This window comes from Spirosoma gilvum, assembly GCF_054776815.1.
Map to the genome: position 1 here is coordinate 21,078 of NZ_BAAHBH010000003.1, position 24,698 is coordinate 45,775.

Consider the following 24,698-nt stretch of genomic DNA (forward strand, 5'->3'; position numbering starts at 1 on the left):
ATTTATTACTTACGATCCCTGAATTAGATAGGCCAATGTGAATGCTATAAAAATATTATTTACGAATTATATTAAATGGTTGCATATAGTGTATTTTATATTCATTTTGTAAATGATTTTGGTTGTCAACATACTGTATTGATAACCACTTCTGCTCTGTGAACTTGTCCTGTATAGTTTGTTGAGCTTGAAGATTCAATATGATTAATTCATCAGATAGGATAGGATGGATTCTGGTACACTAGGGAATTGGATTTTCAACTCATTTCAGGCGGCTTCACTATTTTTCGTTCCTGGCAGGTTAAAAGTCATTGTTCAATTGTAAAACATATGATTTATTATAAAGCATTATTGGTTAACTGTAGTGTGTTAAATATCTGCTTGAGTTAAAAATTACTTACAAAATACTCATTTATATTTCTATGTTGTGTATAAACAAAGAGGGGCACGACCGTTGTCGTGCCCCTCTTTGTTTATGTAGTTCGTACTTATCGAGGGTCACCAATGCGTTGTGGACGTTTGGTCTGGCTGATCACATACGGCACACAGATGTCGGCTGGACAACCACAAACCGTTGGCATCAGCAACACCGTCACATCCTTATAACACCCACTTGCCGTATACACCCGCACTGTGTACGACTGAGCCGTCCCTGGGTTGACCAGATTGCTGGCGATCAACCCATTGGCCGGGATCACCTGAGCAGCCCCCGATAAGGATGCTCCTGCATTGAAGCTGGCCCCCAGTGAGTACTGATAGGTCAGACCCGATCCGAATCCACTCAGCACGATTTGTCCGTTGGCTTGTGGCGTGTTGCCTACACAACTCACCGGCACCGCTACGGCTTTATAGTTGGGCAGCGTGTCCTCTTCGACAATGAAGGGGCAGCAACTGAAGTCAGGACACTGGCCACTGTTGCCATCCACCACCAGCGAGTAGGTACCAGCCGCCGTTACACTCAGCACATTCGTCGTAGCGCCCACGATTTCGACGCCATCCCTGAACCACTTGTAGTTGCTACGCCCGGCAGGAGCCGTCAGTTCAAAGGCATAGTCATCACCGGCACACATACGCACCGGGATGGAGGTACATACCTTGGCTGTATCACCAGGAATAGTGGCCGTGTTGTAGAGAATACCACTGCTATCGGCTTTGGCCTGGAATGTCAGACTCAGACTTTGTCCCGGACTAAGGCTGGTCACTTGCCAGAGACTGATGGGGTAGCCCTGGGTGAAGGTAGTGCCGGTTGGGGCCGAGGCCGAGTTGGCCACATAACTTAGCCCGGTGGTAGTCGAGTCGCGGACAGTCACATTGGTGGCGGTAGTGGAACCCACGTTTGTCAGTACGATAGTATAGCTGAGGACGTCACCGATTTGGGCTTTCGACTTGTCGACTACTTTGTCGAGAGTCAACAGGGTAGGCAGCGCATAGAAGCCAGCATCCAATGTTGGATTAAACTCACCAGGGGCCAACGTGACTGACTCGGTCTTGCCGGTGATCAGATCAGCATTGGAATCGATACTCCGATCCGTGCCACTGTAAGGGGTGGTAGCCGTGTAACCCGATGGGGCGGTGAAGCCCACCACGTAGGAGGTGCTGTTACCCGGCGTCAGTCCGGTGAAGGAGTAGAAGCCACTGGCATCGGTAACAGTCGTTGCCGAGGCTACCCCGTTGACATACAGCACGGCCGTTGCACCAGTAATACCGGGTTCACCATTGTCCTGAATGCCGTCCTTGTCGGAATCGAGCCACACAAAGTCGCCCAGACCAGCACTTGGAATATAGAAGCCTGCATCCAATGTTGGATTGAACTCACCGGGGGCCAGGGTCACTGACTCGGTCTTGCCGGTGATTAGGTCCGCGTTGGAATCGATACTCCGATCCGTGCCACTGTAAGGCGTAGTGGCGGTGTAGCCTGCTGGGGCGGTGAAGCCCACTACGTAAGAAGTGCTGTTGCCCGGTGTTAAGCCCGTGAAAGAGTAGAAGCCGGTCGCATCAGTTACCGTGGTAGCGGATGCGACCCCGTTGACATATAGTATTGCCGTCACTCCTTCAATACCGGGTTCACCACTGTCCTGAGTACCATCTTTGTTCAAGTCCAGCCAGACGAAGTCACCCAGACCAGCCGAAGGGATGAAGAAGCCAGCGTCCAGAGTGGGGTTGAACTCACCGGGGGCTAAGGTTACTGACTCAGTCTTACCGGTGATCAGGTCAGCGTTGGAGTCTACCGTGCGGTCCGTGCCACTGTAAGGGGTAGTGGCGGTGTAGCCTGCTGGGGCGGTGAAGCCCACTACGTAGGAGGTGCTGTTGCCCGGTGTTAAGCCCGTGAAAGAGTAGAAGCCGGTGGCGTCTGTAGTGGTAGTAGCCGAGGCTACCCCGTTGACATACAGCACGGCCGTTACTCCTTCAATACCGGGTTCACCTGAGTCTTGGATACCATCTTTGTTTGTATCCAGCCAGACAAAGTCACCCAGACCAGCCGAAGGGATGAAGAAGCCAGCGTCCAGAGTGGGGTTGAACTCACCGGGGGCTAAGGTCACTGACTCGGTCTTGCCGGTGATCAGATCAGCATTGGAATCGATACTCCGATCCGTGCCACTGTAAGGGGTGGTAGCCGTGTAACCCGATGGGGCGGTGAAGCCCACCACGTAGGAGGTGCTGTTACCGGGCGTCAGTCCAGTGAAGGAGTAGAAGCCGGTAGCATCGGTAACAGTCGTTGCCGAGGCTACCCCGTTGACATACAGCACGGCGGTCACGCCGGTGATACCGGGTTCGCCTGAATCCTGAATACCATCTTTGTTCAAGTCCAGCCACACAAAGTCACCCAGACCCGCACTTGGAATATAGAATCCAGCGTCCAGAGTGGGGTTGAACTCACCGGGGGCTAGCGTGACTGACTCAGTCTTGCCTGTAATTAGGTCAGCATTAGAGTCCACCGTGCGGTCGGTACCACTGTAAGGAGTGGTGGCCGTGTAGCCTGCTGGGGCGGTGAAGCCTACCACGTAGGAAGTGCTGCTGCCGGGCGTCAGGCCGGTGAAGGAGTAGAAGCCGGTAGCGTCAGTTACCGTGGTAGCGGATGCTACACCGTTGACATAAAGGATAGCTGTTACCCCAGCAATACCGGGTTCACCACTATCCTGAATGCCATCTTTGTTCGAGTCCAGCCACACAAAGTCACCCAGGCCAGCCGAAGGGATAAAGAAACCAGCGTCCAGGGTGGGGTTAAACTCACCCGGTGCTAAGGTCACTGATTCAGTCTTGCCGGTGATCAGATCCGCGTTGGAGTCTACTGTGCGATCCGTACCACTGTAAGGGGTGGTGGCCGTGTAACCTGTCGGGGCACTGAAGCCCACTACGTAAGAAGTGCTGTTGCCCGGTGTTAAGCCCGTGAAAGAGTAGAAGCCGGTCGCATCAGTTACCGTGGTAGCGGATGCGACCCCGTTGACATATAGTATTGCCGTCACTCCTTCAATACCGGGTTCACCACTGTCCTGAGTACCATCTTTGTTCAAGTCCAGCCAGACGAAGTCACCCAGACCAGCCGAAGGGATGAAGAAGCCAGCGTCCAGAGTGGGGTTGAACTCACCGGGGGCTAAGGTTACTGACTCAGTCTTACCGGTGATCAGGTCAGCGTTGGAGTCTACCGTGCGGTCCGTGCCACTGTAAGGGGTAGTGGCGGTGTAGCCTGCTGGAGCGGTGAAGCCTACTACGTAGGAGGTGCTGTTGCCCGGTGTTAAGCCCGTGAAAGAGTAGAAGCCCGTCGCATCAGTGACCGTCGTCGCTGAGGCCACCCCATTAACATAAAGGATAGCTGTTACCCCAGCAATACCGGGTTCACCTGAGTCCTGAATGCCATCCTTGTCGGAGTCGAGCCACACAAAGTCGCCTAACCCAGCCGAAGGGATATAGAAACCTGCATCCAATGTTGGATTGAACTCACCCGGTGCCAGGGTCACTGATTCAGTCTTGCCGGTGATCAGATCCGCGTTGGAGTCTACTGTGCGATCCGTACCACTGTAAGGGGTGGTGGCCGTGTAACCTGTCGGGGCACTGAAGCCCACTACGTAGGAAGTGCTGTTGCCCGGTGTTAAGCCCGTGAAAGAGTAGAAGCCGGTCGCATCAGTGACCGTGGTAGCGGAGGCCACGTCGTTGATGTAGAGGATAGCTGTTACCCCTTCAATACCGGGTTCACCACTGTCCTGAATACCATCTTTGTTCGAGTCGAGCCACACAAAGTCACCCAGACTAGCTGCATTGGACGAGCAGTTTTGAGTAAGCTGCTGAGTAATGCTACATCCGTCCAGGGTAACCGTAATAGTAACTGTTTGGCCAGAAGGAATACCGCTGATGACTGAGCCGGTGATTGATCCAACAGACGCACTGACCGAGGCTCCAGCGGTAGCTGTAAAGCTGACATCATAAGTCGCTAACCCGTTACAGCTTACGCTAGTTTGTAGCGTTGGTAGCGGATTAACCGTAACGTCACCCGTAGCTGAAGCTGAACAGTTGGCCCCTCCGCTAGCGGTCACCGAGTACGCCGTAGTGCTTGCTGGGCTCACTACTAACAGACCGGTGGTATTGACTGTACCGTTGCTAAAGGTGAAACTGCTGCCGCCAGAAGCGACCAGGGTGACAGATTGGCCTTCACAAATAGTGGCAGAAGAAAGGCTTGCAACAGGATTGTTGTTGACCGTAACTCCACCTGTGGCAGTAGCCTGGCAACCTGCGCTGCTAACTACCGTTACGCTATAAGCCGTAGTGCTGGAAGGCGACACAATCAATAATCCGTCGGTGTTTATCTCACCAGTATTAAAGGTATAACTAACCCCTCCACTAGCCGTTAATGTCGCCGACGAACCTGCGCAGATAGTAGCTGAACTTAAGGCGGCTGCTGGTAGGGAATTTACCGTTACCGTAGCCGAAGTAGTACTTTTACAGCCACTGGCATTGGCTACCGTGACGGAGTAAGCCGTCGTACTGACTGGACTCACTACCAGCAGACCCGTGGTATTGGTGGTGCCATTGCTAAAGGTATAACTAGTGCCACCCGTTGCCGTCAGGGTTACCGACTGGCCAGCGCAAATGGTGGCCGAGTTGAGGGCGGGGGTGGGTAACGAATTGACATTCACCGTAGCGGTCGTGGTGCTCTTACAACCGCTGGCATTGGCAACCGTTACAGAATAGGCCGTCGTGCTGGTGGGACTCACCACAAGTAGCCCCGTTGTATTAGTCGTGCCGTTTGAGAACGTATAGCTGGTACCTCCACTAGCTGTTAAGGTGACCGATTGACCCACGCAGATCGTGGCTGAACTCAGGGCAGGGATGGGCAATGCGTTGACATTCACCGTAGCGGTAGTCGTGCTCCTACAGCCGCTGGCGTTGGCCACCGTCACTGAATAAGCCGTGGTACTGGTTGGACTTACGATCAACAAGCCTGTGGTGTTGGTCGTGCCGTTACTGAATGTATAACTGGTGCCCCCCGTCGCCGTTAAGGTTACTGACTGGCCTACACAGATCGTGGCCGATGTTAAGGCGGGTGTTGGCAATTGATTCACGGTCACCGTGGCGGTCGTAGTGCTTATACAGCCACTGGCGTTGGCTACCGTGACGGAGTACGCCGTGGTACTGGTAGGACTCACTATCAGTAGCCCCGTTGTGTTCGTTGTGCCATTGCTAAAGGTATAGCTAGTGCCACCACTAGCGGTTAGCGTCACGGACTGGCCCACACAAATAGTGGCCGAACCAAGGGCAGGCGTTGGTAGCGAATTTACCGTTACCGCTCCGGTAGCTGAAGCTGAACAGTTGGTCCCTCCACTAGCTGTTACGGAGTACGCCGTGGTGCTTGTTGGGCTCACCACCAATAGGCCAGTTGAATTCACAGTACCATTGCTGAATGTATAACTCGTACCTCCTGTTGCTGTTAGCGTTACAGACTGGCCGATGCAAATGGTAGCCGAGGAGAGCGTAGCGATAGGGTTGTTGTTTACCGTAACTCCTCCTGTTGCTGTAGCCTGACAACCTGCACCATTGGCGACGGTTACACTATAGGCTGTAGTGCTGGAAGGCGACACGACCAATAAACCTGTCGTATTGGTTGTTCCATTGCTGAATGTGTAGCTGGTGCCACCACTAGCGGTCAGCGTCACCGACGAACCAACGCAAATGGTAGCTGACGATAAGGTCGCTGCGGGCAGTTGATTGACGTTTACGGTGGAGGTAGTTGTGCTTATACAGCCACTGGCATTGGCCATCGTCACCGAGTAGGCCGTCGTACTAGTTGGACTCACTACCAGTAAGCCAGTAGTGTTGGTGGTGCCATTGCTAAAGGTATAGCTGGTGCCACCCGTTGCCGTCAGGGTTACCGATTGACCGGCACAGATAGTGCCCGAAGTCAAGGTTGGATTCGGTAAGGTATTTACTGTGACTGTAGCAGTGGTGGTGCTCTTACAGCCGCTAGCATTGGCGACCGTGACGGAGTAAGCCGTCGTGCTTACTGGACTCACCACCAGCAGACCCGTGGTGTTGGTGGTGCCATTACTGAAGGTATAGCTTGTGCCTCCGGTGGCAGTTAAGGTAACCGACTGACCGGCGCAAATGGTGGCCGAGCTGAGAGCCGGGGTGGGCAACTGGTTAACTGTCGCAGTGGCTGACGTGGTGCTTATACAGCCACTGGCATTAGCCACCGTCACTGAATAAGCCGTAGTACTGGTTGGACTTACGATCAACAAGCCTGTGGTGTTGGTCGTGCCGTTACTGAATGTATAACTGGTACCTCCGGTAGCGGTCAGAGTCGCCGACTGGCCGACGCAAATAGTCGCCGATGTCAAGGCAGGTGTTGGCAATTGATTCACGGTCACCGTGGCGGTCGTAATGCTTATACAGCCACTGGCGTTGGCTACCGTGACGGAGTACGCCGTGGTACTGGTAGGACTCACTATCAGTAGCCCTGTTGTGTTCGTTGTGCCATTACTAAAGGTATAGCTAGTACCACCACTAGCGGTTAGCGTCACGGGCTGACCAGCACAAATAGTAGCTGACGTAAATGCAGGCGTGGGCAGCGCATTGACTACCACCGAAACGGTCGCTGTTGTCGAACAAACCGGACTGCTGCTTACGGTAAGCGTGAACGTATGTGTACCTGTAGGTAAACCTGAGGTAGTAGCTGTAGCGGTTGTGCCATTCGTTAGTGTAACGCCAGCTGGTGCACTCCAGGCATAGGTATAACTGTCGGTTGGGCTGACCTGCGCCGTTAACGTTGCTGAAGTTCCCTGACAGACGGTCGTACTACCCAAGTTACCATTAGCCTGAGCTGTAGCTGTGAATGAACAGGGAATAAAGCCCGCATCATACGAAAAATTATTCTGCCCTGATGAGCCTAGCGTAAATGTGATTATACCTGCTGCGCTGGCATCGGTATCGATATTGTCAGCGTTGCTGCCAGTGGCTGAGTTGGGTTTACTGCTCAGGGTAGAAGTGCTAACACTCGTTGGGAATGTGAGAGTGTAAGAACCTCCAGAAGTAAGGTTTGTTAAGCTGTAGGAGAAGCCAGTCGTGGTTGTACCACTGGTTGAATTCGAAAAATAATATTCTCCAGCTGCATTGGTCGTTACGCTGACGGGAGAAGCAAGACCGGTACCCTGGAGGGTAACCACTACGCCTGCCAGGGCAGATTCACCGGCATCCTGCATGCCATTATTGTTCGAGTCGAGCCAGACCCGATTCCCGATCTGGATAGGGGCTGGGTTACAAAGTGCTTTAATCACCCCCAGCCCGTTTGCCTTACCGAAGGTTATCAGATCATCGCCCGAGCTATAGAGTTCAGCGCGTTTATCATCATCGCCTGTGGTGTTATTAAACCAACCAAAACCACCCGTGAATACATCTGTAGGGTCCATCAGGGTAACAATCGTCTGGTTTAAACCCGGAATCGACAGGGCGCTTCCCATAAAAGTTTCCTGGTGCGTGTCAGTACCGGCTACCTGCTGGAAGTTCTCCATGAAATAGAATTCACCGGATGGAGTCGTATAGGTCGTGCTGGTGGGTGTGCCCGGTCCCTGTCCATTATTGGCACCTGCTGAAGTTAAAGAGCCAACTGTACCGTTTTTTTCTAAAACCCAACTGGAACCATCATAGTGAGCCCTTAATAGGTCTCCACCAATGTAGCCGTTGATAAGGGTCGTAGCGGTAGGACCATTGTCGGTTGGGGCACGTTGTTTATACCCTAACTGATGACCTCCCCGGTCCGTAAAACCGAGCAGCATGTCGCCATTATCCGTAAAGCCAAGATCCGTAAGCATAGGTTGTGGTCTAGCTGCCCGAAGCCCCGCCGTCGATGAAGTTCCTGTATGGATTTGAGACCATGTCGTGGCCCAGGTTTCCCAGGGGCCTCCAATAGCCGCATCACCCGTGTGAACACGCCCTTTGCCGTAATTCAGGCGAAAATTGAATACAGGCGTTGTTGGTATTGATGTACTGCCTTCATCCATCGCATAGACATAGGCATAAAGATCGCTGCTTGTTCCGCCATTCTCCCCCGTACAGACAACGCCTATGTATAATTTACCATTATATACGTCCAAGGCAAACGGACGGGCAACGCCGTTAGTACAGCCTGGATTAGGTAGCGCAACAAACGATAAGCCCCCAGCCGCTAAGGACGTTGATGCAGGATTGCCCACATCCATAACCAATAGCTGACGGTTGAACAGGTCGGTTGCATATAAGGTTTTACCATCGGTCGATAAAGCTAAACCTCCTAACCCCGCAGCGCCTATTAAACTTAGTGAATTTGGGTCGGTACTGGAGGTCGTAGGGCTGCCCGGTAAGTTTCGAGTGCCCAGTTGAGAAGCGCCCAGAGTAAGGCTAAATGGAGCATTTTCCAGATCAACAAAAAGCGATGTGGTCGGTGAGCCCGTCGTAGTGGTTACATAAATGCCGCCCAGACCTGCGGGCCCTAAACCGACGTGCCGCTTCAGAAAGGCAGCCGTAAATAATTTCTTGGTTTCGCGTTGATAAGCAGATCCCCATACACTACCGATCTCATCAGCATTGGCTAAGGAAGTAGCCGTCACCGAAGTGCCTGTGGATGCGTAGGCGACTGAAACCAGTACGTGAGCATCTTTAAGGGCGGTTGTTGCTGTTGCCGAAAGCGGATCACCACTCACATAACAGGGAACAGCTAATGGAGGTGAACTTTGGCAATAATCCGTTGGGGAGCTTATACCGAAGTTGACCGTAGCCCCACTATTGACGAATCGAATCGATGATCGGCTACTACTAGTTCCTGCTCCGCGAAAGGCTTCGTAATTGCCCGAAGGGATATTCGTAAATTCTACCCGGTAAGCCGTAGCTGTACTACTACTCAATCCTGTAAGCGTGTAACTGCCGGGCGAGGAAGTCAGGGTGCTACTGGTTGTCGTTGCTACAGCCAGGCCAGAGGCATCATAAGCAGTAACCGTTATTCCGCCAACCCCCGGTTCACCAAATGTGTAGCTGCCAGAAACAGGCATGGCAGTATAAACACCATCGGCGTTGAAATCCCGGAAGACGGTACCCGTAATGGTTTGGCTTAAACCAGGTAGAGCTGGTGCTATACTTATTATAAAAAAAAGTAAAAGCCAACTTGTTGATTTTGTAGTAAACGTAGGCATATATTCTATGGTTGCGAGTAGATCAATACAACACGTGTACTCGGTTGTCAAAAAGTATGCCGTAACGACTAATTGTTGATAAAATATCGGTAAGTGATTACAAATATGTGTGCAAAATTTATGTTTGATATATGTTTATTTTTTGATATAATAAATTGGGGCTGTTGTTCAAATAGTATGCCATTGTTTTTAGAAAAGATTATATAAATCATGTAGTTATGTTGATTAATAGTTGATTATTTGCCTTTATATTTATTTATTATTACGTTATATTGAAATTATTATATAAATTATAAGGTTGCCGTAAATCATCTGGAGATAGTACTTGCGTTTCTTTTCCGTTTTCAAACTCGTACCTTGCAATTCACTCAAGCCCAATGGCCGAGAGAAGAATTATGAAAAACGAGCATGAAACAAATACGTATACTATGAATAAAGGAGGTACTATGTCTGAAACTGAGCCGTTTCATATTCAGGTCGCTTCCGAAATAGGTACGCTCCGACGCTTATTGATTCATAGCCCTGACCGTGGACTGGGTAAAGTGATCCCTTCCAAAGCACAGGACTGGCTCTTTGAAGACATCGTGCATCTGGATATGATGCGTCGGGATGAATACGACTATTACATTAAGATTCTATTGTATTTTCTGGACCCGGATAAAGTCCGTGGACAAATTGACGCTCTGGGGCCTGGGGCTGATCGCTCATTCTTCAAACCCGATCATGTTGAGTATTTTAAGTCAGATAAAGTGATTGATATTCAGTCTCTTCTGGCTGATATTTTGCAGGATGATGGCATTCGTACCCGCCTTATTGCGACCATCTGTGGAATCGAACGAGCTGCCTTCCGTACGCAGCAGCAACTGAGTCAGTACGATCCTGCGGAGCTGGCCAAGATTATGATTTCGGGCTCGTTGCCCGACCGAACCATGCTCTTTGCACCATTGCCCAACTTTATTTTTACCCGCGATATTGGGATTGTTATCAATGATCACATCCTGCTCAATAAACCCGCTAAACTAGCCCGAACTCGTGAGGCTCTTTTAACGCAGTACATCTTCTTTCACCATCCTTTGTTTGCCGGTTATCGGGATAAAATCATTGAAATTCCTGACAACGAATACGCGTTTTTATTGCCGGATATCGATACCAATCGTGATGTGACCCGCTCCACGCTGGAGGGGGGGGATGTAATGATGATTGCCAAACGGCATTTGCTGATCGGGGTTAGCGAACGGACAACACTATATGCTGCTCAGCAGGTGATGCGTATCGTATTTAGTAAAAATCTGGTGGATACGGTAACAATATTGCAAATTCCGAAAAAGCGGGATTACATGCATATCGATACCATTTTCACGCAGGTAAAACGGAACGTTTGGGTGTTGCTGGGGTCACTGGCCCGCACGGGTGAAGAGGCTAAAAAACGCGATGTGATCCATTTTTTCGCACCCAAAGACGTTTCGGAAGATCTAAAAATTCTGCAGTTCATCAAAGGGTTGGAACATAAACCAATCGAAATAGAAAACCTTGAAGACCTCCTGACCGATATAAGTAAAAACGACCTGGGCGCCACTGAACCCATACAGTTTATTTATTCGGGCAATAACGAATTTCCGTTCGGGGCTCGTGAGCAATGGACAGATTCGTGTAACCTGCTGGCCTTGAAAGATGGCGTGGTGATTGGCTATGATCGAAACGAGAAAACCGCAGAAGCATTCCGAACCGCAGGGTTTGATGTAGTAGGGGCAAAAGAATTACTGGAGCGGTTCGAAACGGACGAAGCTTCACCCGAAACCATCGAAAATACATTTATTATGTTGCCATCAGCCGAACTGAGCCGGGCGCGGGGCGGTTCACACTGCATGAGTTTGCCGTTATGGCGCGAAGAGATATAATCACTGAAAATGAGTCGATTTCTCGAACCTTGTAGGACTCTTTCGCTGAATTGTTGAACAATTGCGCCATCAATAGTAATTTGCTAACCGATTTGGCCATAATGGCTTTCCAACTGATCGACTACGTGCATGCAATCACAGGCCACCTCCCGTATATTGATGATTCGCCCGGTTCGCTTTGGGTTCAATGAGCAAACCGCCGAATCAAACGCGTTTCAGGATAGTATGCTGGCTACGCAAACGAAGGATACTGCTCAGGGAGATGCCTTACAGGAATTTGATGAAATGGTGCGTCAGTTGCAGGCAATTGGCGTTGAGGTGATGGTCTATGAGGATACGGCTGACCCGTATACACCCGATTCGATTTTTCCAAACAACTGGGTTTCCTTCCATGCCAGTGGTACGGTTGTTCTGTATCCCATGCAGGCTGAAAATCGTCGGCTCGAACGGCGGCAGGATATTATCGATGATCTTGCCAAACGGTTTCATGTAGCCCGCGTGGTCGATCTGACGCATTTTGAGCAGGAGGGTAAGTTCCTGGAAGGGACGGGGAGCCTGGTACTTGACCGAATGAATAAAGTGGCCTTTGCCAGTCTGTCTCCGCGTACAGACCCTGATGTGCTGGCTGAATTCGGCCGACAGACCGGCTACCGGACAGTGTCGTTTCGGGCTGCTGATGCCAACGGGAAAGCAGTTTATCATACGAATGTGGTTATGTGTATTGCTGATACGTTTGCCGTGATATGCCTGTCAGCAATCATTGACCCCGACGAACGGCTGGTGGTACGCCATGAATTGGAAAAACTGGGTAAGCGTATCATTGAAATATCGCTGGAGCAAATGGCCAGCTTTGCCGGTAACATGCTCATGGTTCTTACAAAGAAAGGGCAGAAGGTACTGGTCATGTCGACGCGCGCTTTTGAATCGCTAACCGCTCGCCAAATTGACCAGCTAGATGATTACGCGTCCCTGTTCCACTTCGACCTATCGATGATTGAAGGTAACGGAGGTGGATCCGCTCGCTGCATGATTGCCGAAGTACATCTTCCGAGGAAGTAGTTAGGAGCGAGGAGTTAGAAGAGAGAATGGCTGACGCGAAAGCAATAGTTTGCGTCAGCCATTCTCTCTTCTAACTCCTCGCTCCTACTACTTTTTAAAAATATTGTTTGCACATACAAATATCATTGCTACCTTTGTATGGTCATTCGTATCAGAAGAAGATGAAGGGAGAGAAAACGATTGCTGTTGCTGCCGAACGTTCATCGACATCACGGTACAGTGCTTGTCTGCTGTTCTCAGCAAATGCGCTGGCGCGGGCCATTACAGCCATTGGTGACGAAGAATTTGGTCGTTTTGGGTTGTGTTATTCCCACGCCTATATGCTCTGCGAAGTGGTTGCCCAGCCGGGTGTTACACCGTCCGAATTGAGCGAAACGCTCTGCCTGACGCCGTCTACGATTACGCGGCTGGTTGAAAAACTGGAACTGAAGCGACTGGTTCGCCGGGAGTCGGAAGGGAAAAAGACACTGATTTACCCAACAGAAGAAGGAGAAGCGATTCAGCCGGATATTTCTGCCGCCTGGGACCGGGTTAGTGAGCGTTACTCGCAGGTACTGGGCGAAGCCAACGTTTGCCAGCTTACGCAACAGATCCTTAAGGCCTCTAAAGTCTTAGGAGACATTGCCTAATACGTTTTAGAAAAATTTGTTTGCACATACAACAACTCAATAACCATGAAAACCAACGAAACCATAGGATTAGTATCGGGGAACCCCACAAGTACCACGAAAGCCATTTGCCGGTCGTTGGCTGAAAAGGGAATTTCAGCTATTGTCGTGCAAAAAGAAGGGCGGACGCTCGACGTAGATGATGAAACGTTGGCCGCCGACAATAAGCAGTGGTCAGGGCAACCCGGTAAGGATTTATTCTTTAACGGCTGGAAGCTGCTCTTTTAATGATTGAATGATAGAATTTTGAATGATAGAATGAATGAAAAGCACTTACGTTAGTCTATTCTATCATTCAAAATTCTATCATTCAATCATTACAAAAATGGCGGCACCCAGGGGATTGCCGCCATTCCAAAAACCCACTCTATGAGAAATTTTACGTTTATATCTATAGCGGAAAAATATAGCCTACAGCACCCTGTCCCCAAACTATTTTTGAGTCAGTATTAAAGCCGCCATCGGTATCTCCCAATGGGTAAAGGCCTCTTGCTTCAATTGTAAAATGTCCTGGCCCGGCTTTTAAGGCAGCTCCAATTCCTAAGGCTCCACCGAACTCAAAGCGCCCTGATGAATTACTAATATTTGTTTTTTTGCCATCACTGCTGGCACTAGCCAGATAAGATCCATATGGGCCAATGTTCACAAAAAAGCGGCTTCCCGCATAGGTGCCTGATGAAATTTTCAGGAAAAGCGGTACTTCCAGGTAGTCTCTGGCTATAGAATAAATATCTGTTGAGAAAGAATCTTTGATTTTCTGGCTATAACGCGTGTAGTTGACTTCAGGCTGAAACGAAATAGAGCCTTTGCCAAAATTGAGAACTACTCCTCCTGTAAATCCTACAGCTGGGTCAATGCCAATTACCTTTTCGGTATAAAAGGGATACGTAACCCCTCCCCGAAAGCCAATTCGAAAGCCTGATGAAGTACCGTCCAGCGCAATCCGTTCTGGCCGTGTCATCGTTTCCCGCGTCATAGCCTTTCTGGGTTCGTCGGCTACCGGAGGTTGTGTCGTCGAGCTACTGGCTGCTTGTTGCTCCGTTACTCTACGATTGTTGGTTGCTGTGGTTACTGCAACAGGTGCTGATGTAGCCGGTTTCTTTGTAATGCCGTGATACTGATCATATAATTCCTGTTGACGGTTCGTTACAACCGTTCGGGAATTGGGTTGAGTTGTTGCCTGGTTAGTCGTACCCGATTGCGCAAAGGATAACTGGCTAGTCAGCAAGGCTATCGAAAAAAAGTAATACAACAGTTTCATGGGGCACAGGATTAGCGAATCCATAATGTAAGATTAGCCGCTAAACTACTAAATTCCTGCATAGCACTGAGGAAACGGTCAGTTGCTTGAGCATACGGTTGTTTTTTTCACAAACATTTTCACGTTTCGTGGATTTAGTAAAGCAGTGGGTACCCACTGCTTTACTAAATCCACGAATACCGTATGAAAACTCACCACCAACGCACAGCATTCATTACCGGGGCCAACCGAGGTATTGGAAAAGAAATTGCCATACAACTCGCTCAGCAGGGCTTTGCGGTATTTATTGGCGCCCGCGATATGGCCAAAGGACGAGAAGCTTCCGAAGAGCTTTGCAAAGCGGGCTATGAAGCCACATTTATTCAGATCGATGTAACTGACCCCGTTAGTGTTCGTACGGCCTGTGGCACCTTTTCGCAGAAAGCCGATCACCTGGATGTGCTGGTCAACAATGCCGGTGTACTCGAAGATCATGGCGAGACGATTCTGAAACTAAATGCCGAAATGCTCGAACGAACGTTCAAAGCCAATGTGACCGGGCCTATTCTGGTGATTCAGGATTTTCTGACGCATTTACAAAAAAGCCCTAATGGTGGCCGGATTATCAACGTATCGAGTGGGGCAGGGGTCATTAAAGACATGAATACCTACGCTCCAGCCTACAGTATTTCAAAAGCTGCCCTGAATGCCGTAACCAAACAGTTTGCCGGTGCGCTTAAATCCAATAATATTTCTGTAAACTGTGTTGATCCGGGATGGGTACGTACCGATATGGGTGGGCCTAGTGCCAATCGGCCAGTTGAGAAAGGGGCCGAAACCATCGTTTGGCTAGCAACTGACGCCCCTCAGACCGCAACTGGTAAATTCTGGCACGACAAGCAGGAAGTTGATTGGTGAGGTAGTTAATTAGTTGGCTGGTTAATTGGTTGATTGGCTGGCCCGTTCCTTGGTGTAGTCATCAACCATCTAACCAACTGATAAACCAATTAACTAATCCACTAATCGCTATTTCCCTAGCTCCATTGCCATTTTAACGGCGTTGCGGGCATTGAGCAGACCTCCTGAGCGGCTTAAGTCGCTGAAGGGAACTTTCTGTATAGATCGGCCAGGTTTACGAACAGCGATATTGGGATGATAGCTGCTTTTCATCAGAATTTCCTTGACCTGAACAGCCGTGAGTTTCGGGAAATAGGAGCGGAGTAAAGCGGCTACACCAGCCGTCATGGGCGATGCCATACTAGTGCCGGATAAGCTGGCGTAATGATTATGGGGCAGTGTCGACAGAATGGCGGTACCAGGAGCAAACAGATCGACCGTTTGAATACCGTAATTTGATGAGCGGCTGGGTAAATCTTCGCTAAGACGCCAGGTACTATTGCCAACGACCAATACATTTTTGGCAAGATTGCCATTTTCGTAATGGGCCGTTGGGTAGGCCGGTATCGAGTCATAATTTTCGCCGTTGTTGCCAGCCGCATGAACGATCAATACATCATGCTCTTCGGCAAATCGGATAGCTGCATCGACCTGCTCTTTGTAAGGCGATAATCGTTTTCCAAAGCTCATGTTGATCACCTTAGCGCCGTTTTCAACTGCATACCGGATTCCATTGGCTACATCTTTGTCCCGTTCATCGCCACCCGATGGCACCATCGAAACGGGCATGATCCGAACATTGTCGGCCACGCCATCTATACCACGTCCGTTACCTCGTTTGGCTCCAATAATCCCCGCCACATGGCTTCCATGCATTGCCAACTCCTGCGACTGACCAATTAGCATGCGTGGACTGCCATAATAACGCTCGTTTGGGTTGGATGGATCGTCGCCTACCGCTTGCCGTGGGTTGTAAGAGAGATTATAAGCTATATCGGCTTCGCTGCCCATTATTTGCCGAAACCGTGGCCAGTTCAGGCGGACCAGAGAAAGATACGTTCGGAAGGTGCCGTACTGTGGAATGTACGCATCGGCCAGAACTGTCCGGACAGCGTTAGCTACCGAGTCGGTTCCAAAATCAATACTGCGAATAGCCGTTGGCGTGGTGATTGTATCGGGTAATTTCGACCGGATTTGGCTGGCTACTTTCCAGAATTGAGCCGTGTCGGCAAAGGCAATATGTCTGGGCTGAATAGCTCGGTAACGTTGCAGGAACTGCTTTTTCGCGATTTGGTAAGTAGCATACTGGCGTTTCTCGAGAGGGTTTAGATTGTCAGGATTCGCTTTATCGTATTTGTCCCGAAAAAGAACATACACCTGCGTTACCTCGGGCTGATCAGATTCATAGGTCGTACCGTCTTTGGCGCCCATAAAATTCCAGCCATTGAGGTCGTCGGTATAGCCATTTTTATCGTCGTCGGTATTGTTGCCGGGAATCTCCTTCGGGTTTACCCAGGCCACATCACGCAGGTCTTCATGTGTCAGGTCAACGCCAGAATCCATGATGCCAACGATAACAGGTACTGATGAGCGACCTTTCAGCAAGTCATAGGCCTGGTAGAGGCTGATACCGGCTATCGAGTCGCGCTGTGGGTCGAGGTAAGGCCAGTTGCGGGGTGGTTGGTTAGGGTTGGGCCGTTTTCGACTGAATGAGGTGATCTGGCTTAAGGCATTCCGTCTGTCACTGCATTCATCACGAATAGCCCTCAGAGAAAATAGTTCGCCGTTGTTAGTATAAATCAGGCGATACAGACCGATGGCTTCAGTTCCACAAGGACTTTGACCCGTAATTTTTTGTAACCTAAGCGTGTCGCCAACCAGTTCATAAAACATCGTTTCGAGCATGTCTGCATTCGCTTCGGTGGTCGCCAGTACTGTGTCGTTTCGGAAAGCGAGTTGCACACGAACTTCGTTGGGCGTACGGACAGTGCCTGTCCAGACGGAATTTCGAAGCGGTAATTGTGCCTGTGCGCTCATTGCCAAAAAAAATACGGCTGAAATTAAGAGCAAGGCGACTTTTCGCAGATCCATAGCAGGTTGATGAATAGTTTGGTTAAAATACGTAATTACTAATCGTAATGTGTCATCTCCCTAAAAATCAAAAGCCCTCCAAACCATAGGAGGGCTTTTGATTCGTATTAAATCGTCAGCTTAATTGACAATCCGAACACGAACAGGCTCAGGTACAAGTTGAGTACCATCGTCTAGTGTCACCAGGAACAAAAACTGAATCTCGGTGTAGTTCGGTAAAGCAATCGGTGCCGTGGCTACACTAGGGTACTTGGCTTTGAAGGCTGCGATGTTTGATGTAAACACCGCTGTAGTACCACTACCTGCAATCGGAGCTGCATTCATCAACGTGGCTGCTGTAGCCGAGTTGAGGTTACCCACCGTGATACCTGTAGCGCCACCCAACACCTTAGTAATTTCCTTGATGGTACGACCGCTACTGGCTGGAATCGACAAGGTAAACTCAATAGGTCCACCTGCTGCCAGCGAGCTGATAATAAACGGGTTAAAACCATAGGTAGTCGTTCCGGGGAAGGTTACCGGAATGGCCGGACGATTGTCCCGAACCAGATCGCTGTACACCAGGTCATCTTTACAGGAGAGACTGCCACCAGCCACTATGGCTAGTAACAACAGATTCATCAATATCTTTTTCATGTTCGTAAGTCTGTTCGATTAATCCACATCCCACCATACCCGTACATTCGATTGGGGAGCCGGGTTAGGGAAGTTAGGATTCTGTTGAATTTCGTTATTGATATATACGGCCCGAACAGGTCGGGTGCCATCGATACCGGCTGCGTTCTGCGAAGGTTGCAGAGCTGGGTAGCCAGTACGGCGATAATCATTCCAGGCTTCCAGCCCGTTGCCGGTCCAGGCGATGTACTTCTGGGTGATGATCTGAGCAATTTTCTGCTCATTAGTCCCCGAGAGTGTAGCCACCGTTGGGTTAGCAGCCAGATAAGCGTTGACCTGATCGGCAGTAAGTCCGGCCAGCGTCATCGAGGCTTTGATACCTTCGGTGTACAGCGCCTGCGGATCGCCGGGAGTGCCCAACCGTAGAGCCGCTTCGGCCAGGATAAATGCCCGTTGGAAATTCGTTACTAAGCGTACGGGGCCTTCACCCGAGTTGCCCGTTACGTACTTGTTATACCGTGACCAGTTGGTAACAGGTGTCGGCAGCGTACCCCGGAACCCATTGTCGATGGTTACATAATTGGCCCCAGGCTTGGTGAAGAAGATCGGCAGACGTGGATCGTTGAGACTGTTCAACAGGTTCAGATACCGGGTACTCAGAATAATGTCGTTCTGGAACGAACTAATAAACGAGTAGGTATATCGAGGGTCCTGGCTACCTACGCTGGCTCCGAACGTAAAGTTCATATCGTTTGCGTTGGCCGTAATGTAGTTGTTGCCAGTCAGTACCTCATTAATGACGCTGGTTGCCAGCGCTGGTTCTTTACGGCTGATGGTCGTAGCGAATTTGAGCAACAGCGTATTACCTGCCTGCTTCCACTTGACCAGATTACCACCATAAATAACATCATCGGCTCCTGGCTTCAGGGCTGAAGGCGAATCAAGATCTTTGATCCCTTCACGTACCAGATCGAACAGGCTCTGAATGCCCTGCGACGAGTTTCCTTTGTAGATATCCTCCTGTTTGTCGAGACGAGGATTAATAAACGTTTCGCCCAATAAAGCCTGCGAATAAGGAACATCACCCCATACGTCGGTTGCGATTGAGAACGTGTATGCCTTCAGAATTTTGGCAATACCAGTGTACGCCTTTGAGCCGGTTGCGTCGCCTAACTCAATTAATTTCTGGTAGTTGACCAGCGCACCACCATAGATTTCCGTAGTCCATTGGTTGCCAAAATCAGCTCCGTTGGTCTGGAAAATATCGTAGGTAGCCGGATTGTTACCCGCACCTGCCAAATGTTGCACCAGCGTTTCGGCAAATCGGTTTAGCTCGTTGGCATTAGCAAAAGCTGTACCGGCCTGAGCACCCGGTAATAATACGGCGGGTGTAACCGATGTTGGGTTGTTGGGCGTGACGTTGACGTCAAGGTACTTGCCACAAGCTCCCATACCCAGCAGAAAGGGTATTAAGAGGTAGCGTTTATAATTGATGAATTTCATGACTTAAAGGAAGAATAAGTTGATTAGAACGTGAGCCGAATGTTACCACCGAAGTTGCGGGTATTTGGCGGGCCGTTCAGGTCAAGCCCCTGGATGTTACCGGCTCCCTGCGTGTTGATTTCAGGGTCGGCTGGGTAGTTGGGCGCGTAGAAGTATAAGTTACGTCCACTGACACCTACCGATACCGCTCCAAAAGGTGTTTTATTGAACCACACCTTGGGTAGCGTGTAATTGAGAGCTACTTCGCGCAGACGATAAACCGTGGCATCGAATACAGCCGCTTCTGAAGCCAGACCACCTAGATTTCCCCAGTAGGTTTGAGCGGGTACTTGAATGTTATTAGGCCGGAACGTACCATCGGCGTTTTGAATAACACCCGGTAAAATACGAGGTTGATCGCGGTCGAGGCCGGTTACGTAGAGAGAACCATTACTCTTAAGGTCTACCATTGAGAACGAGTACAGTTGTCCACCCTGACGCGTATCGACCAGTACCGACAATGAAATACCCTTATACGAGAAGGTATTCGTCAGACCAGCCGTATAGTTCGGTTGCGGTGTCGAAATCACCGAATTAGGAATACCCGGAGCAAAAGCGCCTGTTGTTCCATTTACTATATACTGACCAGCATACTGGCCCGTCTGGTCATAATATTGTCCATTGGGATCGGTGGTTTGCACGCGGGCGTTGGCAGTCCCTACAACAACACCATACGGAAATCCTTCGTAGATAGACGGCGCAATACCTGTAAATGAGTTACCGGTAATATTGGCTGATTTCACACCTGGGGCAATAGAAACTACCTTATTCCGAATCAGGGTGTAGTTCAGGGTAAGATCCCATTTGAAACCGCTTACACGCACAGGCGTTGCATTGACAACCAGTTCAACCCCCTTGTTTAGCAGTTCCCCAACGTTGGTCGTCCGGGTGCTATATCCCGTTGAGTTGGAGATGGCTACGTTGAAGATCTGATCTGTACTGCGCGATTCGAAGTACGTAGCATCGATGCTGAGTCGGTTTTTAAAGAAGCCCAGGTTAGCTCCTACTTCCCAGGACGTCACAAACTCAGGCGTCAGGTTGTTGTTACCGATACGTGAGCTGACGCCAAAGCCAGGAATGTTGGCACCGGCAATCGACAGCGGGAATGTGATGCTTGCTACGTTGTTACCATACGATTGGGAAACATACACCGAGTTGAGCAGGTATGGATCGGCATCACGTCCTACCCGGGCAAGGCTGGCCCGTACTTTTGCGTACGATAAAATGTCTGAATTCAGTTTGAACGCGTCGGTTGGAACAAAGCTTACGGCTGCCGACGGGTAGAAGTAAGTATTATTGGCTTTCGGCAGCGTCGACGACTGGTCGGCCCGGCCTGACAATTCCAGAAAGAGGTAGTTGTTGTAGTTCAACGACAACTGACCATAATACCCGACTAATCGACGGAGGGTGCTTGTTTCGCCACTACCTGTAAATACTGTACCGTTGCTGACATTATAAAAGCCTGGAATCGTCAGAGAAGCGGCATCGGTATAAAGTTCCTGCGATTTACGCTGGTTGATATTGTTACCCAACAGCAGGTTGGCATTCAGACCTTCCATAAACAGATTGTCTTTACGAGCCGAAATCAGCAGGTCGCCATTGAGTTCGCTGCGGAAGAAATTGTCCTGTTGTATTTCACCCAGGGGAGCACGTCCGGCCCCAATTGGCAGCGTCAACTTACGGCGGTCAGCGTAGGTATCGCCTGTAACCCGATAGGCTACGTTCAGCCATTTGGTAATATCATAGCCAACCTGGAAGTTGCCGAAGAAGCGGTCAACCTGTCCGTCCAGCTTTTCGTTATTTACGCTCCACTGTGGGTTGTTAAGTGTTGGCAAGAGATAAATGCTTCGCCCGGTAGCATCCTGATAAGGCTCATTCGCCAGGTCATAGCTGCGTGGGATACGGGTAATTTGCCCGAACGCACTGGCACCATTACCACCCGGAATGCCTGCCGATACGGTTTGTACGTAGTTACCCTGTGCACTGATGCGCAGGCCATTCTGTAGTTTTGTCTCGCCACCCAACTGAACATTGGTCCGGTTAAACTTCGTATTTTGTACAATCCCGTTCTGTAATGTATTACCAATGGCCAGGATGTAATTGCGGTTGGCATCCCCCGATGCAATGTTGACCGAGTTTTGCAGAATCATCCCCTGCCGGTAAAAATCTTTTACGTTATTGGGATAAGCCTGATAAGGAACTACACCCCCCTGCGTGTTCGTTACTGACGTTGGCCCTCCGGCAAAAGGTGGCCCCCAGGAGTTGGTCGATGTCGAATTGAACAGGTTGTTGGCGCCCTGACCGTAGTCGTTCTGGAATTTGGGAATACCGTATACGTTCTGCACGTTGTACGACGAATTCACCGTCACTTCCGTCTTGTTGTTGTTGTTCCGGCCCGACTTCGTGGTGATGACAATAGCCCCAGCCGATGCACGCGAACCATACAATACGGCAGCGGCTGGCCCTTTCAGAATGTTGACCGATTCGATACTTTCGGGGTTAACATCGGCCAGACGGTTCGACGGTTGCGATCCAAACAGGGTGTTCTGCGTGTTGTTTACATCGTTGCTGAAGATGATACCATCTACCACGATCAGTGGCTGGTTTGATCCGTTGAACGACGTAATACCCCGAATGTTGATGTTGGTCGAAGCACCCGGTGCACCACTTTGTGTGTTGATCTGAACCCCTGATACTTTACCCTGAAGGGCATTTAGCAGGTTGGGCTCTGAGCGCTGTGACAGAATATTGCCACCTACTTCCTGGGTTGCGTAGCCTAGTGAACGCTTGTCACGTTCGATACCCTGCGCCGTTACAACGATCTCGTCGAGCGATTGGGAGCCAGCCACCAGAGCAACATTGAGCGTTGTTTGATTGCCGACTGCAAGATCCTGGCTGGTGTAGCCAATGAAACTAAAAATAAGTCGGGCTGCAGTTGGTACGCTGATTTGATAACGTCCGTTGGCATCGGTAGTAGTCCCTTTGGTAGTTCCTTTTACCTGAACGCTCACGCCCGGTAACGTGGAACCATCATCTGATGAAGTGACGCGGCCACTCACGGTAACGTCCTGTGCCATAAGCGGCAAGCAGAACAGTAACGAAAGCAACCAGCTTCCTAATAGAATTTTCCGCATTTGTGAGTAGAGATTAACTGATATTAAATCATTTTAAATGGCAACAAATGTACTACCTATATATTAACAAATTGTAAAAAAAATATCGCTTTTTTTAGATAGTTTGTCGGCAAATGGCAACTATTTGCCTTGTTTTTTAGGAAAATCTTAAAAGACAATTTTGTTTATGGCGATGTTGCATCTATTTTGTTTTTCACTTAAAAAATTAAACAAAATTCGCTTAAAGTAGTTGCTAATCGTTCTATAAACCAGATTTATAGGCTACCTGCCAATTAATAAAAAGAGTGAGGTGATGAATTGATGAATGGATTTGGCTATAACTTATTCTAATGAATACTTATTTCTGTTTATAACTGACAAATAAAGGCGGTTAACCTGATCAGGTTAACCGCCTTTAAGATGATTGAACAGCCCGTTATTAGTTGTCAGTAGCCAATTTATTCAGGGCTAATTCTGAAGCTGAAATAGGCCAGATGTAGTTAGGCTCAGTTGCCGCTTTAGCAGGTACCGTTCCTTTAGCAGGAATTGTCTGCAGCAGGCGAACCAGGTCGTTGTTACGCAAACCTTCTCCCAGGAATTCAATCCGGCGTTCCAGTAAGATTCCATTGATCAGATCGGTAGATGTGGCAAAGTTGGCAGCAGTGAATGTCGTTGCCGCATCCGAGCGATTCCGAACGGCATTCAGCAGGGCTACGGCCTGCGCATCGACGGTATTGGTGCTGCGAACTTTAGCTTCAGCTAAGTTCAACAGAACTTCTGCGTAGCGAATAACCGGAACGTAATCCGTGTAAGGGCTTGGCGCTTTGTATTTAATCAACCAGTTTTTGGTGTTAGCGCCTGTTCCTGATTGCTTAATAAACGTCCGCCGTTTGTCAGTGGCTGTCCAAGTGGGTTCAGCAATAATACCCTTTGCGTTGAGCGAGTATTCGCCATTACCTACCCCGCCATTCGCTGTGTTTGGCGAGAAGTAGTATGCCAACTGGTTTTGCGTACCTGGGAAATCGCCCGATGTCGAGGTCATTGGCATCGAGAAGATCGATTCTGAGTTCACGTAGGTTGAGAACAAGGTAGTAACGTCAGGTACAAGCTGATTGGCTACGCCGGTCGACGCTTTAAAGGGAGCCGTTGCGCTTACAATCTTATTGGCCTCTGTAATTACTGACGAGTAGTTCTGCATGCTCAGATACACCCGTGTTTTCAACGCGATGGCTGTATTCTTATGGGCACGAGTAACGTTGTCGGAAGCCGCAGTATAGGTAGAAGGCAACCCGGCTTCGGCTTCGTTCAGGTCTTTCAATACCTGCGCATAGACATCAGCGACCGAGCTACGTGCCAGATCCGACTGACCTACTCCCTTGATGCCATTCAGGCGTAGGGGTACACCTGGTTTGCTGCCATTGCCATCTGCATACGGACGAGCATAATATTGAAGCAGGCTGTAATAGCTCAGTGCCCGGATTAACTTGGCTTCAGCAATGTACTTGGTTGCAACATCGGTACCCACTACATTGGAACCACCGGCGGCCATACCATCCAGGAAGATGTTACACTTATTGATGGTCAGATACGCAAAGTACCATAGGTTTACTACAGCCGTAGCGCTGTTGGTAGCGTTTAAGCCCCAAACGTCGGAACCCGTTACGAGGTTAGAGGTTTCGTTGATGAATTCTTCACCGCGAATGTCGCCGTAGATTACGTACCGGCCACCGTAGAAGTTACCATCTTTCAAGGCGCCGTAGAGCGACAGAAGCTGAGTTTGTACCCGCGTGGCGGTGCTGAAAGCGGATGCGTCTGATACGGATGTCTGCGGGATTGGGGTGAGCAGATCCCGATTACAGGAACTGGCTCCCACTAGCGTCAGACAAACAACGGCTATATAGTTGAAATAACGTTTCATGTGTTTC

At 49.7% G+C, this 24,698-nt stretch carries 12 protein-coding genes; 5 read left to right on the plus strand and 7 right to left on the minus strand.

Annotated features, from left to right (window positions below):
- Window positions 1-488 precede the first annotated feature (488 nt).
- Window positions 489-9,650 (minus strand): SdrD B-like domain-containing protein, encoded by a 9,162-nt coding sequence (locus ACYVFD_RS08510; RefSeq protein ID WP_461089474.1) that lies wholly within the window; start codon window positions 9,648-9,650, stop codon window positions 489-491.
- A 428-nt stretch (window positions 9,651-10,078) separates the two neighbouring features.
- On the opposite strand from ACYVFD_RS08510, the gene ACYVFD_RS08515 reads away from it, so the two are divergent.
- The 4 genes from ACYVFD_RS08515 (at window position 10,079) to ACYVFD_RS08530 (ending at window position 13,503) form a co-directional block, all read left to right on the plus strand.
- The gene (locus tag ACYVFD_RS08515; RefSeq protein ID WP_461089475.1) at window positions 10,079-11,548 is read left to right on the plus strand and encodes an arginine deiminase family protein; all 1,470 of its coding nucleotides are present in this window, start codon (window positions 10,079-10,081) and stop codon (window positions 11,546-11,548) included.
- Window positions 11,549-11,677: 129 nt separating this feature from the next.
- Entirely contained in the window at window positions 11,678-12,607 is a 930-nt protein-coding gene (gene ctlX, locus ACYVFD_RS08520) for a citrulline utilization hydrolase CtlX (protein WP_461089476.1), read from the plus strand.
- 107 nt (window positions 12,608-12,714) lie between these two features.
- Window positions 12,715-13,236: a MarR family winged helix-turn-helix transcriptional regulator gene (locus tag ACYVFD_RS08525; protein WP_461089478.1), complete on the plus strand. Its 522-nt coding sequence runs from the start codon at window positions 12,715-12,717 to the stop codon at window positions 13,234-13,236.
- Between the two features lie 45 nt (window positions 13,237-13,281).
- Complete coding sequence (locus ACYVFD_RS08530) at window positions 13,282-13,503, plus strand: hypothetical protein (protein ID WP_461089479.1); 222 nt, start codon at window positions 13,282-13,284, stop codon at window positions 13,501-13,503.
- Between the two features lie 163 nt (window positions 13,504-13,666).
- Here ACYVFD_RS08530 and ACYVFD_RS08535 read toward each other — a convergent pair whose 3' ends face one another.
- Window positions 13,667-14,536 carry a porin family protein gene (locus ACYVFD_RS08535; protein ID WP_461089480.1) on the minus strand — a complete coding sequence of 290 codons (870 nt, stop codon included), beginning with the start codon at window positions 14,534-14,536 and terminating at the stop codon, window positions 13,667-13,669.
- A 183-nt stretch (window positions 14,537-14,719) separates the two neighbouring features.
- Between ACYVFD_RS08535 and ACYVFD_RS08540 the strand changes: the two genes are divergently transcribed.
- Window positions 14,720-15,433 (plus strand): SDR family oxidoreductase, encoded by a 714-nt coding sequence (locus tag ACYVFD_RS08540; protein WP_461089481.1) that lies wholly within the window; start codon window positions 14,720-14,722, stop codon window positions 15,431-15,433.
- A 108-nt stretch (window positions 15,434-15,541) separates the two neighbouring features.
- Here ACYVFD_RS08540 and ACYVFD_RS08545 read toward each other — a convergent pair whose 3' ends face one another.
- From ACYVFD_RS08545 to ACYVFD_RS08565, 5 genes are all read right to left on the minus strand, one after another.
- The gene (locus ACYVFD_RS08545) at window positions 15,542-17,503 is read right to left on the minus strand and encodes a S8 family peptidase (protein WP_461089482.1); all 1,962 of its coding nucleotides are present in this window, start codon (window positions 17,501-17,503) and stop codon (window positions 15,542-15,544) included.
- Window positions 17,504-17,623: 120 nt separating this feature from the next.
- Window positions 17,624-18,139 carry a hypothetical protein gene (locus ACYVFD_RS08550; RefSeq protein ID WP_461089483.1) on the minus strand — a complete coding sequence of 172 codons (516 nt, stop codon included), beginning with the start codon at window positions 18,137-18,139 and terminating at the stop codon, window positions 17,624-17,626.
- 18 nt (window positions 18,140-18,157) lie between these two features.
- Complete coding sequence (locus tag ACYVFD_RS08555; protein ID WP_461089484.1) at window positions 18,158-19,621, minus strand: SusD/RagB family nutrient-binding outer membrane lipoprotein; 1,464 nt, start codon at window positions 19,619-19,621, stop codon at window positions 18,158-18,160.
- A gap of 23 nt (window positions 19,622-19,644) precedes the next feature.
- Entirely contained in the window at window positions 19,645-22,794 is a 3,150-nt protein-coding gene (locus ACYVFD_RS08560) for a SusC/RagA family TonB-linked outer membrane protein (RefSeq protein WP_461089485.1), read from the minus strand.
- A 418-nt stretch (window positions 22,795-23,212) separates the two neighbouring features.
- Entirely contained in the window at window positions 23,213-24,691 is a 1,479-nt protein-coding gene (locus ACYVFD_RS08565; protein ID WP_461089486.1) for a RagB/SusD family nutrient uptake outer membrane protein, read from the minus strand.
- Between the last annotated feature and the right edge of the window lie 7 nt (window positions 24,692-24,698).